This is a genomic window from Mesorhizobium sp. BR1-1-15 (genome assembly GCF_020165475.1).
Classification (GTDB): domain Bacteria; phylum Pseudomonadota; class Alphaproteobacteria; order Rhizobiales; family Rhizobiaceae; genus Mesorhizobium.
This window is the reverse complement of record NZ_JAIUIF010000002.1, coordinates 239124-253236: the sequence shown is the minus strand read 5'-3', so window position 1 is coordinate 253236 and position 14113 is coordinate 239124. Positions and strand designations below refer to the sequence as shown.

Here is a 14113-nt window from a genome sequence, read left to right as displayed (position 1 = left end):
CTTACGACAGGTTGTCGAATCGGCCCGACCGGCACGATCGCAGCCGATGGGCAGGCCGACCAGGCCTGTGGGCATGCCGGCTTAGAGAAGGAGCGAGTTTCTTGGCGAGCATCATGACGAACGCTGCGGCGTTGACTGCACTTCAAAGCCTCAACGCCACCAACAAGTCGCTCGAGCAGACACAGGCCCGCGTCTCGACGGGCTATCGCGTCTCCGAGGCCTCCGACAACGCCGCCTACTGGTCGATCGCCACCACCATGCGCTCCGACAACCAGGCGCTCTCGACCGTGCAGGATGCGCTCGGCCTCGGCGCCTCGAAGGTCGACACCGCCTATACCGGCATGAACAATGTGCTGGACACGATCGGCAAGATCAAAACCAAGCTGCTTTCGACCGTCGGCCAGACGGATGCCGCCAAGGCAAAGACGCAGACCGAAATCACGGCGCTTCAGGCGCAGATGAAATCCTTTGCCGACGCCGCCACCTTCTCCGGTTCGAATTTCCTGTCGGTGATCTCCAAGCAGGTGTCGGCCGCCAATGACGGCGTCCAGCCCGACTCCAAGATCGTGTCCTCGTTCAACCGCACCTCGTCCGGCGCCGTCCAACTCGGGACGATTGACATCGATGTCGAGAGCACCAAGCTTTTCGATTCCGGTCTCGCCGGCGAGGTCAAGAACCAGGGCATTCTCGACCGCAAGACATCGGTCTATTCGACCGCGGCCGCGCAGACCCTCTATGACACCGCCTATGCGGCATCGATCGCGGGTGGATCAACGGATATCGCAGCCAACACCGCCGGCCAGACAGCGGCGGGGGCGGTTACCAAGGTCGACAATATTTCCGCCTACAATCTCGACATCACTGCGGCAGGCGTGACCGACGACATCATCACCCAGATGATCACCAAGATCGACAACGTCATGAGCCAGCTGACCGATTCCGCCACCATCCTCGGTTCGGCCAAGAGCAGCATCGACCTGCAGAAGACCTTCACGCAGAGCCTGATGGACTCCATCGACCGCGGTGTCGGCCAGCTCGTCGACGCCGACATGAACAAGGAATCGACCCGCCTTCAGGCGCTCCAGGTGCAGCAGCAGCTTGGCATCCAGTCGCTGTCGATCGCCAACAGTTCCTCGCAGTCGATCCTGTCGCTGTTCAAGAGCTGACCGCCCACTCGACGTCTTCACCTCAAGGTTGACGGGCCGCGCGCCGAGCGCGGCCCGATTTCATTTTCGCACAAGCTTCGAGGGCTAGTGTTCCAGCGGACAGTCATGCTGGGAGTAGTCGACCGTGCCGGAACAGATCCAGAGCATCATCGCGAATCTCCGCGGGTTTGGCGTGAAGCGCCTGGCCATGCTGGCGGGCATCGCCGCATTGGTGATGAGCGTCATCGGTGTCGCTTCCGTCTATCTCAACCGTCCGGCCTACGACACGCTCTATGTCGGGCTCGACCGCGCCGACGTGAACCAGATCGGCCTCGTGCTGGGCGAGGCCGGCATCGGCTTCGACGTCGGCTCCGACGGAACCTCGGTCCTGGTCCCGGCCGGCACCACCGCGCAGGCCCGCATGCTGCTTGCCGAAAAGGGCCTGCCGACCAGCGCCAATGCCGGCTATGAACTGTTCGACAATGTCGGCTCGCTCGGCCTGACCTCCTTCATGCAGCAGATCACGCGTGTGCGCGCGCTGGAGGGCGAAATATCGCGCACCATCCAGTCGATCGCGGGCGTCAAGGCTGCGCGCGTCCATATCGTTATGTCCGAGCGTGCCAATTTCCGCCGCGACGAGCAGCAGCCCTCCGCGTCGGTCGTCATCCGCTACGCCGGCATCGACGCCGAGAAAAGCGCCATGTCGATCCGCCATCTCGTCGCCGCCGCCGTTCCCGGCCTGTCGGCCGACAAGGTGACGGTGCTCGATTCCAACGGCAATCTGCTGGCGGCGGGAGATGATCCCTCCAACACAAGTGCCGCCCGCACGCTTGGCGTCGAACAAACCGTCGAGGCGCAGATCGGCGACAACATCCGGCGCGCCCTCACCCCGTATCTCGGCCCGGACAATTTCCGCGCCAGCGTCAAGGCCGACGTCAACACCGATACCCGCCAGACGGAGGAGACGATCTTCGATCCGGAGTCGCGCGTCGAGCGTTCGGTGCAGTCGGTGCGCGCCAACGAGAACAACAACCAGAAGCAGGCCTCAACGCCGGCCAGCGTCGAGCAGAACCTGCCCGAGACGCAGACGACCGCCACCGAGGGTCCGCAATCCTCCTCCCAGAACGACCGCAGGGAAGAGATCACCAACTACGAGATCAACTCCAAGAAGATCGCCACCGTCTCCAACGGCTACAGCGTCACCAAGATGTCCATCGCCGTGGTCGTCAACCAGGATCGGCTGAAGGCGATCCTGGGCAAGGACGCCACGCCCGAACAGATCGCCAAGCGCGTCGCCGACATCCAGAAGATGGTGACCTCTGCCACCGGCTTCGACGACAAGCGCGGCGATGTCATCGACGTCTCGGCGGTCGAGTTCATCGACGGGCTCGACGGCGAGGCGGTCCCGCAAGCCGGAATGCTCGATTCCGTCGGCCAGCATGCCGGCACGCTGATCAATGCCGGCGCCTTCATCGTCGTGGTGTTCCTGGTGGCCTTCTTCGGCCTGCGCCCGATGGCGGCGGCCCTGACAGCAAAGGCCACGCCGGCCATAGCGGGTCCCAATTTCGACGAGGTCCAGCGCTCGCTGCCGACGCCGGAGGGCACGGCTTCCGCCGAAGCCGGCTCGGCCGTCGGCGCGTTGCCGGGCGTGCGCGCCGGTTCCACGCCGCTCGACGACCTGCGCCAGAAGATCAGGCCTGCGCCGCAGGAGCGGCTTGCCCGCATGGTCGACCTCAACGAGGAGCGCACAGCGCAGATCCTGCGCAAATGGGCGGCCCAGGAAGTCGCGGTGTAGTCCATGCCTTCCCTAGCCCTTTTCGATCTCCTGCCGGATTTCGGCCCGCGCCCGCAACGTGTCAGCCAGCCGAGGGCCGCCGCCGAGCACGAGCCGGAAGCAGCCGCGCCGCAAGCCGATATCGGCACGCTGATCGCCGAAGCGGTCGCCCAGGCGGAGGCGGCGCTTGGCGAGCGGCTTGCGGCTGCCCACGAAGCAGCGATGGACGCTGAACGCCGGGCGAATGCCGAGGAAGCGAAGGCCTTTCTCGAGAGCTTCGGCGGCGATGTCGGCGAGGCGGTCTCGCTGCGCATCGATGCCATGGAGGCGCGCGTGACGGACCTCGTCGCCGCCACGGTCGCCCGCATCATCGGCGGCATCGTCAGTGACGACCTGCAAAAGCGCTCGCTTGAAGCGCTTGCCGGTGCGGTCCGCGAAGCGGTCGGCGATGGCGAAGCGGTGCGCATAGTCGTTCGCGGCCCGCTTTCCCTTTTCGAAGCGCTGAAGGCATCGCTCGGAGCGCGCGCCGCCAATCTCGACTTCATCGAAGCTCCCGGCTTCGATCTCACGGTCTCCATCGACGAAGCGGTGTTCGAGACGCGCATGGCCGAATGGTCGGCAACGCTCTCCCAGGTGTTGGCATGAGCGTCGCCGATGCCGATCAGGCCAGGCACGAGATCATCATCGTGCGTCGTGGCCATGACGACCACGAGGAGGGCCATCACGGTGGCGTCTGGAAGATCGCCTTCGCCGACTTCATGACGGCCATGATGTGCTTCTTCCTGGTCATGTGGCTGATCAACGCCGCCAACGAACAGACCAAGGCGGCGGTCGCCAGCTATTTCAATCCGGTCAAGCTGGTCGACCGCACGTCGAGCCGCAAGGGCCTGGAGGATCTCGGCGACGGTCCGCGCGCCATCGGGCTGACCGCCGACAATCCGGAAGAGGCGGCCACCAAGGCCGGACAGGATGGAGCCGGCGGCGCGGGTTCATCCGATCCCAAAAAGGAAAAGCAGGAGCCGCAGCAGTCCGAGCAGTCCGACGAACACCTGTTCGCCGATCCCTACGCGGTGCTTTCGGAAATCGCCACCAACACCGGCATCATGCAGAACGTCAGCCAGAAGGGCGATGGCGGCGCGCAGAGTGCCGGCCCGGCAACGGGCGCTTCCGGCGGCGCCTCCTATCGCGATCCGTTCGAGCCTGATTTCTGGTCTCAGCAGGTGGCCTCGCCGGGCGCCGAGGCCAGCGCGCAGCGCGCCAGGATCGAAGGTGATCCGGTGAAGCCCGGCGACAAGGCCGCCGAGGCGCAGGTCGCCAAGGTCAAGGCCGTGCCGCCTGCGCCGCCGGTCATCGCGGCGCCGCTTGAACCTCTGGCAAAGGACGGCAAGGCCACAACGGCAATCGCCGAGGCGGGTGATGCGAAAGCCGGCGCCGCCGGGCCCGCGGACGCCAAGGTTGCCGCCGCCCAGGAGGCGGCCAAGCCCGATGCCGGCGAAAAGAAGCCGGGCGCGGCCGCGCTTAAGGCTGCGGCCGATGTCAGGCAGCAGCTGGCCGAGGCCTTCAAACCTGGCGACAAGTTGCACGACGGCGTCTCGGTCGAAGCCACCGACAAGGGCGTCCTCATCTCGATCACCGACCAGCTTGACTTCGGCATGTTCGAGGTCGGCTCCGCGATGCCGCGCCGTGAGCTGGTGCTCGCGATGGAAAAGATCGGCCGCATCGTCAACAGCCAGAAGGGCACGATCAGCATCAACGGCCACACCGACGCGCGGCCGTTCCGCAGCGCCGGCTACGACAATTGGCGGCTGTCGACGGCGCGCGCGCATTCGGCGTACTACATGCTGGTGCGCGGCGGCGTCGACGAGCGCCGCATCACCGAAGTCGCCGGCTTCGCCGACCGCCAGCCGAAGGACCCCGCCGATCCGCTGTCGGCGGTGAACCGCCGCATCGAGATACTGATGGCGACCGGCGGATGAGGCGGGCGGTCTTCACCAGCCGCTTGATGGGCCTTTTGCTGTTGGCCGGCCAGCCTACGGCCGCCCTCGCGCAGGATTCGTTGCAACCCTATCAGCTGGTGCGCTCGCTGCAGCTTATTCAGGACCGTATCGCCGTCGGCGACCACGCCGCGCTGCCGATGCAGTCCAAGCTGCTGGAGATGATCGATACGCGCTTGCGCGAGGCGGACAAGGACGATTTCAGGGATCCGAAGAATTTTCGCGCGCTGCTGGTCTACGGCATGAGCGGCGGCAACCCGGTGACCGTCGAGGCGGCCGTGTCGCGCGCCACCGCCGATGCGCGGGACCTAGCCCTTGCCAGGGGCGTCATCGATTACCTGAACGGCCGCCCCGCCGAGGCCATCGAAGCCTTGAAGCCGGTCGATCCGATGGCGGAGCCCAGCGACCTCGGCGCCTTCCTTGCCCTGGTCAAGGGTTCGCTGCTCGCCAGCGACCAGCCGGCCGCGGCGCTGGTGCTGCTCGACGAGGCGAAATTGCTCGGCCCCGGGACACTGGTCGAGGAGGCGGCATTGCGCCGCTCGGTCGGCATTGCGGTCGCGCAGCGCGACGCGGCGCGCTTTGCGCTTGCCTCCACACAATATGTCGAGCGCTATCTCTATTCGCCCTATGCCAGCCAGTTCGCCGACTCCTTCGTCTCGGGCGTGATTGAGCTGCACATGTCGATCAGCCAGGACAAATTGGCCGATATCACCTCAATGATGGATCCCGAGCGCGAGAAGGTCATTTATCTGCGCATCGCCCGCCGCGCCGCGATCGACGGCCTGAACGAACTGTCCGCCTTCGCCTCGGCGCGGGCCGAGCAAGGCCGCGACGGCAACACCAATCAGGGCGATCCGCGCGCCCTGCTCTACTCAAGCCTGTCCACCGTGACATCGGGTACCATCGAGGACGTGCGCGCCAAGCTGGGCAAGATCGACCGCAGCCGGTTATCGGACGGCGACCGCGCGCTGCTCGACGCCGCCGAGGCCATCGCCGGCGAAGTGGTGGCACCGCCCGCTTCCCTCCCGACCGCCAGCTCGGCACCTGCAGAGGTCATGCCATCGCACGAGCCCGAGCCTGCCGCCGCGCAGACGGCCGACGCCGCCGGATTGCCGCCCGTCGAGGGTGCTGTCTCCGAACGGCCGGCCGTCGCGCCATCCGGCGATACAGTGGCAGTTGCGCCGAACGCGCCGGCTCCGGGCGATGCGGCAACTGTCCTGCCGGCATCGGCGCCGGCGGCCGCGGCCAGCACCGACACGTCAGACCCAACCGATGCCGCGATGGTCAAAACCCGTCGACAGCTCGACCTGATCGACCAGATGCTTGGAGCCGCTCCGAAATGACCCCCAGCCTCGGTCCGGCGCTGCCGGGAATCACCACCGCGCGCACGACGGCGGAACAGCCGGCGGCGACCGGAAAAAATGACGACACGGGTTTCGGCAAGATGCTCGACGACAAGGCCGGCCCGGCCCACCCGGACAAGCATCCGGCAGCCGGGGCCGGATCGCGCGATGAGCGCTGGAGCAGGCTTGCCGCCGGTCCTGCCGGGCAGAAGGACGAGCCACTGCCGGCTGGCAAGGCAAGGATCCCATCCAGCGGAATGCCGGCCGCGAAAACGGCCAGGGACGACAAGACCGCCGAGCCGGACAAGGACTCCGATGGCGCAGCGGCCGCGACAGGTGCGACGCCGCTCGAGGACCATCTGCCGTTGCTGATCGCGTTCCATGACCTGCGCCATTTCTCGACATCGGCCAGACCGGCCGATACGAACGAAACCGGACAGGAACCGGCGCTCGACGGGCAGCTCCTGCCGAAGGCCTACCGGCCGAAATCCGCCGCCGGGCATGACGATCTCGACCCGATCTCGAAGCCCGAGCGGACATCGCTCGTCGATGGGTCGCTGACCAAGCTCGATGGCCAGACCGTCCACGACGCCGCTGGCACGCCAAAACGCGACAATGCGATCGCGGCCGGGCCGCTGCCCCAGACAGCGCCGGCCGAAGTGCCGGGCGTGGATCCGAAGCAGGCGGCACCGCAGCTGAAATCCATGGCCGATGTTCAGTCCTCGTTGCGGCACGAGCCCGGAAAACAACTGTCGGCGGCAGGGCGCATCGACGTGGTCTCCGAGCGCAGCTTCCCTGCCCCGCCGCAGGCGCCGATGAGCCAGGCCGCCCTCAACGTGATCGGCGCCATAACAGCCGATGGCGGCCCGAAAACGACGCTTTCGACACACTCCGCAACCGCGCAACTGACAGGCCCTGTTGCCGCCGCGACACATGTGTTGAAGATCGAACTTCATCCGGCCGAGCTTGGCATGGTCACCGCCAATCTTCGCCTCTCCGGAGAACAACTTTCGATTGAGTTGAAGCCTCAAACACATGACGCCTACCACCGGCTGTCCTCTGATAGCGATGCCATCGTCAAGTCCCTGCGCGGACTCGGCTTCGAGGTTGACAAGGTCACGATACTACAACCTTCGGTAGCGGTCCCCGCAACGACCCGCACTGATGCGACCGCATCCTTGCAGACGGCGGCGGGCCGCGACCAGTCGTCCTTTCAACCCGGGAATTCCGGCGGCGGCAACAGCGGCGCCGGCGGCCAGCAACCGGGCCAGCAATCCGCCGGAAGACACAATGATGACGCGCAAGCACACGGCCGCCCCGCTTCGCCTTCTCGCGAGCGCGCTGGCGGCGATATCTTTATCTAGTCTTGCGAGCGCCGCCGCTGCCGCCGCCAATGCTTGCGAACCGGAGATCCTGCGCGCCGCCGACCACTATGGCGTGCCGGCCGGCATCCTCTATGCCGTCGGCTTGACCGAGACCGGCAAGAAGGGAAGCTTGCAGCCCAACGCATTGAATATAGAAGGAAAAGCAGTCTTCCCGACAAGCCGCGCCGAAGCTCTTGCCACCTTCGCCAATGCCCGACGCGAGGGCAAGACGCTGATCGATCTCGGCTGCATGCAAATCAATCACCACTACCACGGCGCGCATTTCCGCAGCGTCGAGGACATGCTAGATCCGCGTCAGAACGTCGACTATGCAGCGCGTTTCCTGGCCAGCCTTCATGCCCGTCACGTGACCTGGTCGATGGCCGTCGCCCGCTATCACGCGGGGCCCGACAACGACCCGGCGCAGAAGGTCTATGTCTGCCGCGTGATATCAAACATGGTGGCCACCGGCTTCGGCAAATGGACCGGCAACGCCCGCACGTTCTGCAACCCATGAGTGTATTGTTGCATCTCATGCAATCAGTCGCAAAGTCTCGGCGTTGCGCTTCGACTTGGCCGGGACTTGGAGCACCAAGCATATCTCACCCCATGCTAATGCAACCGATGCGATTCCAGACTCCCAAGAAACTAGTTACAAGAAATGACGGTTGTTCAGGATTCCTGCCAGCGGATACGGCTTTCCCCACGGGGCAGATGAGCTGATTCGGAGGCGGGGCCGATGATCGTTATCGTTGACGAGCGAGAGCTCGTGACAGACGGATACAATTCACTTTTTGACCGCGAGGGCATCGCCTGCGCGGGCTTCGCTTCCGGCGAATTCGGCGAGTGGGTGAACTCGGCGGCCGATGCCGATCTGCGCTCGGTCCGGGCCTTCCTCATCGGCGACTGCCGCGAAGGCGCGATCTCTCCGCGCCAGATCCGCGACCGCACCGGAGCCCCGGTGATTGCTCTCAGCGAGCAGCATTCGCTGGAGAACACGTTGCGGCTGTTCGAGAGCGGTGTCGATGACGTCATCCGCAAGCCGGTCCATATCCGCGAGATCCTGGCTCGCATAACAGCCATCCGCCGCCGCGCCAACGAAGATGCCGCCTTTACCGAGATCGGTGCCATGCGCATCTTCATGGATGGCCGCGACCCTGAAATCAATGGCCAGCCGCTTCCCTTGCCGCGCCGTGAGCGCCGCATTCTCGAATATCTGGCAAGCAATCGCGGCCGCCGCGTCACCAAGACCCAAGTATTCAACGCCATCTACGGCATCTTCGACGAAGAGGTCGAGGAGAACGTGGTGGAAAGCCACATCAGCAAGCTGCGCAAGAAGCTGCGCGAGAAGCTGGGCACCGATCCGATCGATTCCAAGCGCTTCCTCGGCTACCGGCTGGTGTTCTGATGCACCGCCGCGCCAGCCTCGCGCAAGACAGGACGCGTAGCCTCGCTGCCAATGGCATGGACATTGCGGAGACATTTCGATGAGCCTCTACGGGATGATGCGGACCGGCGTTTCCGGCATGAACGCGCAGGCCAACCGTCTGTCGACGACAGCCGACAACATCGCCAATTCCGATACCACCGGCTACAAGCGGTCCTCCGCCGAATTTTCAACGCTGGTCATGCCCTCGACGGGCGGCGCCTATAATTCCGGCGGCATCACCACCACGATCCGGCAGGCGGTCAGCGATCCCGGCGTTCTCCAATACACCACCTCTGTCTCCGACCTTGCCGTCAGCGGCGACGGCTTCTTTGTCGTCCAGGACCCGAGCGGCACGCCTTTCCTGACCCGCGCCGGCGCCTTCGTTCCCGATGGACAGGGCAGGCTGGTCAACTCGGCCGGCTTCCAGCTGATGGCCTACAGCTACGAAAATGGCGTGCCGGCGGCGACGGTGAACGGTTTTGAAGGATTGGTCCCGGTCGTCATCTCCGACCAGGGAATGACCGCGACCCCGAGCACCGAGGGTCTCTACAGCGGCAACCTGCCCGCAGGCGCGACGCCGGTCGCGGCCGGCAACCTGCCCACCACCAACGCCGCAGGCGCGCAGTACACCTCGAAATCCTCGATGGTCGCCTATGACAATCTCGGCAACAAGAAGCTGCTCGACGTCTATTTCACCAACACCGGCGCCGGCACCTGGCAGGTGTCGGTCTTCGACCAGTCGAAGGCGACCGCTGGAACGTCATTCCCCTACGCCGGCGGCGCACTGGGCTCGGCCAACCTGACGTTCGACACGACCACGGGCAAGCTCACCGGCGCCGTCGACAGCGTCTCGCTCACCGTGCCCAACGGCAGCGCCTTTTCGTTGGATCTGTCGGCATTGACCCAGCTCGGCACCGGCTTCACGGTTTCGGACGCTCAGGTCAACGGCAACGCGCCGAGCACCATCGACAAGGTGCAGATCAGCAAGGACGGCACCATCTACGCCCAGTACAAGGACGGCTCCACCAAGCCGCTCTACAAGATCCCGCTGGCCGATGTGCAGAGTCCCGACCAGCTCACCGCGCTGCCCGGCAATGTGTACTCGCAAGGCACAGAATCCGGCGCGGTCCGCGTCGGCTTTGCCAATGAAGGCAAGCTTGGCTCCATCATCTCCGGCGCGCTCGAGAATTCGAACGTCGATATCGCCGAGGAACTGACCAACATGATCGCGGCGCAGCGCAGCTACACCGCCAATTCGAAAGTCTTCCAGACGGGTTCCGACCTGATGGACGTCCTTGTCAACCTGAAGAGATAAAACCGGGCAACGCCCGTGAAAGACCCGCATGTCGCTTTCCACCGCATTGAGCATCGCCCAATCGGCGCTTATGAACACCGCTCGGCAGACCAGCGTTGTCTCGCGCAACGTCGCCGACGCTTCCAATCCGGACTATACGCGCCGCATCGCCGTCGTCACCAGCACGGCGCCGGGCGCGCGCTCGGTTGACATCCAGCGCGTAGCCAACGACCTGCTCTTCCGTCAGAATCTAAGCGCCCTGTCGGCGTACAGCGGCCAGAACGCGCTCTATAGCGGCCTGGATCAGCTGGATGTTTCGGTCAATGGTGTCGACAATGCGTCCTCTCCCTCGACCGCGATCGGCAATTTGCAGCAGGCGCTGCAGCTCTATGCCACCTCGCCGTCCAACCAGAATCTCGGCTCCAGCGTTATCGACGCGGCCAAGCAGGTCGTGCGCTCCCTGAACGAAGGCTCCAGGGCCATTCAGGACTTTCGCACCCAGACCGACGGCCAGATCGCCACGGCGGTAGACGATCTCAACTCGCTGCTCAGCCAATTCCAGGACGCCAACCAGGCTGTCATATCAGGCACGCGCTCCGGCACCGACGTTTCCGATGCGCTGGACCAGCGCGACGCGCTTTTGAAGAAGATCTCGGACTATGTTCCGGTCTCCACCTTCACGCGCGGCGACAATGACATGGTCATCACCACGGGTGACGGCACGACACTGTTCGAAACCATCCCGCGAACGGTCAGCTTCGCCCCATCCTCCGGCTACAGCGCCGGTACCGTCGGCAATGCCCTCTACATCGATAATGTGCCGATCTCGGCGGGAACCAGCGGCAACACCAGCGCCAGCGGCAAGCTTGCCGGTTTGCTGCAATTGCGCGATGGCGTAGCCTCGACCATGCAGAGCCAGCTCGACGAGACCGCGCGCGGCCTGATCACGGCGTTCGCCGAGACCGCGCCGTCAATGCCCAACGCCGCCGGGCTGTTCACCTGGTCGGGCGCGCCGGCGGTGCCGGCCGCTGGCACGCTGGTCAATGGCCTTGCCGGCACGATCAGCGTCAATGCCGCCATGGATCCAAGTGTCGGCGGCAATCCGGCACTGCTGCGCGACGGCGGCGCCAACGGCGCGGCCTATATCGTCAACACTGGTGGCGCCTCTTATTCCAGCCTTCTGGTCGCCTATGGCGACCGGCTCGATCAGCCGATGACATTCGACCCCGCCGCCGGGATTTCGGCGACGTCGAGCGTTGCCGACTATGCCGCCAATTCGATCGGTTGGCTCCAGAGCGTGCGCCAGCAGGCTTCGACCGCAGCCGACGCCAAGCAAGCCCTGGCATCGCGCAGCGCCGAGGCGCTGTCCAACGCGACCGGCGTCAATGTCGACCAGGAAATGTCACTGCTTCTCGATCTCGAACACACCTATCAGGCATCGGCCCGAATGATGAAAACCGTCGACGACATGTTGGCGGCTCTGCTCAGCGCGGTGGGATAATCCATGACCTCAGTCTCTTCGGCCGCCCTCTCGAACGCGATGCGTTATCAGCAGATGCGCATGCAGGCCGAACTCGTCAAAGCCACGAAGGAGTCCTCGACCGGCAGGGTCGCCGATGTCGGCCTGGCACTGGGCGGACGCACCGCCCAGTCCGTCACCTTCTCGCGCGATCTCGACCGGCTCAACGTCATCATCGATTCCAACGGCCTGGTGGCCGCCCGGCTCTCCTCGACGCAGACCTCGCTCGGCCAGCTTTCCAGCGTCGCGCAGACCTTGCTGTCGAGCCTGACCACCTCGACGTCGGGCGATTCCTCCGCCAACCTCACCCAGTCGGCCGGCAAGACAGCCGTCCAGCAGCTCGCCTCGATCCTCAACACCAGCGTCAACGGCGAGTATCTGTTTGCCGGCACCAACACCGACGTCAAGCCGATCAACGATTTCACCGCGGCCGGATCACCCGCCAAGGCTGCCTTCGACGCCTCCTTCGTCGCCAATTTCGGTTTCACGCCGGATGACCCCGCCGCGGCAAACATTACCGCGGCCCAGATGGACGATTTCATCACCAACGACGTCGAGCCGCAGTTCTTCGGTTCGGGCTGGCAGGCCAACTGGTCGAACGCCACCGACCAGCAGATCGTCAGCCGCATCGCGCTCAACGAAACCACCGCGACCTCGACCAGCGCCAACAGCGACGGTATCAAGAAGCTCGCCATGGCGGCGGCCATGGTCTCCAGCCTGATGTCGACCAACATCAGCCAGGCGGCGAAGGATACCATCGTCGGCCGCTCGCAGTCGCTGGTTGGCGAAGCGCTGAGCGGCATCGGCCAGGTTCAGTCCGAAACCGGCATCGTCCAGAAGCGCGTGTCCGACGCTGTCGACCGCATGAAGACACAGGTCGACCTGTTCGAGCGCCACATTCTCGATCTTGAAGCGGTCGACCCGGCCGAAGCCGCGACCCGCGTCGCCGACCTGACGCAGCACATCGAGACCTCCTTCGCATTGACGGCAAGGCTCCAGCAGCTCAGCCTATTGAATTACCTGACCTGACAACTCTGAACCGGAACGGTAGAGCCAACGATGTACCAATTCTCCTACGCCGACATCCAGAGCACCTCTGTCGCCGATGCGAAGGACCGTGAACGGGAGCTGTTGACCCGCTCGATCGATATGCTGGCGGCGGCCGCCGCCCTTGGCCCCGCTTCGATGGAGGCGGTGGAGGCGCTGCATTTCACCAACCGCGTCTGGACCGCCTTTGTCGAGGATCTCGGCTCCAATGACAACGCGCTTCCCAAGGAACTGCGCGCCAACCTGATTTCGATCGGCCTTTGGCTGCTGCGCGAGGCGGAAGACATCCGCCAGGGCCGCACCCAGAATTTCGAGGGACTGATCGAGGTATCCCAGATCATCCGCGACGGCATTCAATGACCAACACGCTGAAGATATCGCTGAAGCCGAACGAGAAGATCTACATCAACGGTGCCGTCATCCGCGTCGACCGCAAGGTCACCGTCGAATTGATGAACGACGTGCAGTTCCTGCTCGAAAGCCATGTGATCCAGGCCGATGACGCCTCGACGCCGCTCAAGCAGCTGTATTTCATCCTCCAGGTGATGCTGATGAACCCGGCCGGCGCCGGCGAGGCGCGCGAAATGTTCCGCCGCTCCTTGCCGCTGCTGCTTGCAAGTTTCGAGGACGCCGAGATCGGCAGTGCGCTGAAACAGATCGACCGCATGGTCGGCGAGGATCACATCTACGAGGCGCTAAAGGCGATCAGGTCGCTCTATCCGCTCGAACGCCGCGCGCTTGGCGGCAATGACGACGTTCCGGGCGCCTCGCGTCCGCTGGCTGTAGGAGCACGCTGATGACCGTGGACATGACGACGACGATACCGGTTGGCGCCAATCAGGCCAGCCAGCAGACCTCCAAGACCGCTGTCGACTACCAGTCCTTCCTGAAGCTTCTGATCGCCGAGATGAAGAACCAGGATCCGACCAAGCCGATGGATTCGACACAGTATGTCGCCCAGCTCGCCACCTTCTCGCAGGTCGAGCAGTCTGTGCAGACCAATACCAAGCTGGACCAGATCATGCAGTCCTCGGCGCTGTCGCAGGCCGATGCGCTGATCGGGCGCTCGATAACGTCCGCCGACGGCAAGACGACGGGCACCGTCGCGTCCGTGCGCCTTGCCAGCAGCGGCCTCATCGCCGTGCTGGGCAACGGCACCGAGATCGCGGTCGGCCCCGGCGTCTCGGTCAAGGCGGCAAGCTGA

At 64.7% G+C, this 14113-nt stretch carries 14 protein-coding genes; all 14 read left to right on the top strand.

The window, feature by feature from the left end:
* Positions 1 to 101 precede the first annotated feature (101 nt).
* The 14 genes from LB541_RS04870 (at position 102) to flgD (ending at position 14113) form a co-directional block, all read left to right on the top strand.
* Entirely contained in the window at positions 102 to 1166 is a 1065-nt protein-coding gene (locus LB541_RS04870; protein ID WP_140513641.1) for a flagellin, read from the top strand.
* A 124-nt stretch (positions 1167 to 1290) separates the two neighbouring features.
* Positions 1291 to 2940 (top strand): flagellar basal-body MS-ring/collar protein FliF, encoded by a 1650-nt coding sequence (gene fliF, locus LB541_RS04865; protein WP_140496223.1) that lies wholly within the window; start codon positions 1291 to 1293, stop codon positions 2938 to 2940.
* A 3-nt stretch (positions 2941 to 2943) separates the two neighbouring features.
* A complete protein-coding gene (locus LB541_RS04860) occupies positions 2944 to 3564 on the top strand; it encodes a hypothetical protein (protein WP_140496224.1) in 621 nt (206 codons plus the stop codon).
* Positions 3561 to 4895 carry a MotB family protein gene (locus LB541_RS04855; RefSeq protein WP_140522326.1) on the top strand — a complete coding sequence of 445 codons (1335 nt, stop codon included), beginning with the start codon at positions 3561 to 3563 and terminating at the stop codon, positions 4893 to 4895. The genes LB541_RS04860 and LB541_RS04855 overlap by 4 nt, the downstream gene beginning before the upstream one ends.
* Complete coding sequence (locus tag LB541_RS04850) at positions 4892 to 6256, top strand: chemotaxis protein MotC (RefSeq protein WP_140650217.1); 1365 nt, start codon at positions 4892 to 4894, stop codon at positions 6254 to 6256. Before LB541_RS04855 ends, LB541_RS04850 begins: the two co-directional genes overlap by 4 nt.
* A complete protein-coding gene (locus LB541_RS04845) occupies positions 6253 to 7620 on the top strand; it encodes a flagellar hook-length control protein FliK (RefSeq protein ID WP_140650215.1) in 1368 nt (455 codons plus the stop codon). Before LB541_RS04850 ends, LB541_RS04845 begins: the two co-directional genes overlap by 4 nt.
* A complete protein-coding gene (locus LB541_RS04840; protein ID WP_181165242.1) occupies positions 7550 to 8137 on the top strand; it encodes a transglycosylase SLT domain-containing protein in 588 nt (195 codons plus the stop codon). Before LB541_RS04845 ends, LB541_RS04840 begins: the two co-directional genes overlap by 71 nt.
* A 222-nt stretch (positions 8138 to 8359) precedes the next feature.
* Positions 8360 to 9028: a response regulator transcription factor gene (locus tag LB541_RS04835; protein ID WP_140496228.1), complete on the top strand. Its 669-nt coding sequence runs from the start codon at positions 8360 to 8362 to the stop codon at positions 9026 to 9028.
* A gap of 79 nt (positions 9029 to 9107) precedes the next feature.
* Complete coding sequence (locus LB541_RS04830; protein WP_140624290.1) at positions 9108 to 10364, top strand: flagellar hook protein FlgE; 1257 nt, start codon at positions 9108 to 9110, stop codon at positions 10362 to 10364.
* Positions 10365 to 10392: 28 nt separating this feature from the next.
* Complete coding sequence (gene flgK / locus LB541_RS04825; RefSeq protein WP_224618003.1) at positions 10393 to 11844, top strand: flagellar hook-associated protein FlgK; 1452 nt, start codon at positions 10393 to 10395, stop codon at positions 11842 to 11844.
* A gap of 3 nt (positions 11845 to 11847) precedes the next feature.
* A complete protein-coding gene (locus tag LB541_RS04820; protein WP_140496231.1) occupies positions 11848 to 12891 on the top strand; it encodes a flagellar hook-associated family protein in 1044 nt (347 codons plus the stop codon).
* Between the two features lie 30 nt (positions 12892 to 12921).
* Complete coding sequence (gene flaF / locus LB541_RS04815) at positions 12922 to 13269, top strand: flagellar biosynthesis regulator FlaF (protein ID WP_140496232.1); 348 nt, start codon at positions 12922 to 12924, stop codon at positions 13267 to 13269.
* On the top strand, positions 13266 to 13706 hold the full coding sequence (gene flbT / locus LB541_RS04810) for a flagellar biosynthesis repressor FlbT (protein ID WP_140496233.1): 441 nt from the start codon (positions 13266 to 13268) through the stop codon (positions 13704 to 13706). Before flaF ends, flbT begins: the two co-directional genes overlap by 4 nt.
* A complete protein-coding gene (flgD, locus tag LB541_RS04805) occupies positions 13706 to 14113 on the top strand; it encodes a flagellar hook assembly protein FlgD (protein WP_140549654.1) in 408 nt (135 codons plus the stop codon). Before flbT ends, flgD begins: the two co-directional genes overlap by 1 nt.

Excerpts from the sequence above, each read along its gene's own strand:
- LB541_RS04860 (WP_140496224.1), top strand. The coding sequence starts at position 2,944 with ATGCCTTCCCTAGCCCTTTTCGATCTCCTGCCGGATTTCGGCCCGCGC.
- LB541_RS04855 (WP_140522326.1), top strand. The coding sequence starts at position 3,561 with ATGAGCGTCGCCGATGCCGATCAGGCCAGGCACGAGATCATCATCGTG.
- LB541_RS04850 (WP_140650217.1), top strand. The coding sequence starts at position 4,892 with ATGAGGCGGGCGGTCTTCACCAGCCGCTTGATGGGCCTTTTGCTGTTG.
- LB541_RS04845 (WP_140650215.1), top strand. The coding sequence starts at position 6,253 with ATGACCCCCAGCCTCGGTCCGGCGCTGCCGGGAATCACCACCGCGCGC.
- LB541_RS04840 (WP_181165242.1), top strand. The coding sequence starts at position 7,550 with ATGACGCGCAAGCACACGGCCGCCCCGCTTCGCCTTCTCGCGAGCGCG.
- LB541_RS04835 (WP_140496228.1), top strand. The coding sequence starts at position 8,360 with ATGATCGTTATCGTTGACGAGCGAGAGCTCGTGACAGACGGATACAAT.
- LB541_RS04830 (WP_140624290.1), top strand. The coding sequence starts at position 9,108 with ATGAGCCTCTACGGGATGATGCGGACCGGCGTTTCCGGCATGAACGCG.
- flgK (WP_224618003.1), top strand. The coding sequence starts at position 10,393 with ATGTCGCTTTCCACCGCATTGAGCATCGCCCAATCGGCGCTTATGAAC.
- LB541_RS04820 (WP_140496231.1), top strand. The coding sequence starts at position 11,848 with ATGACCTCAGTCTCTTCGGCCGCCCTCTCGAACGCGATGCGTTATCAG.
- flaF (WP_140496232.1), top strand. The coding sequence starts at position 12,922 with ATGTACCAATTCTCCTACGCCGACATCCAGAGCACCTCTGTCGCCGAT.
- flbT (WP_140496233.1), top strand. The coding sequence starts at position 13,266 with ATGACCAACACGCTGAAGATATCGCTGAAGCCGAACGAGAAGATCTAC.
- flgD (WP_140549654.1), top strand. The coding sequence starts at position 13,706 with ATGACCGTGGACATGACGACGACGATACCGGTTGGCGCCAATCAGGCC.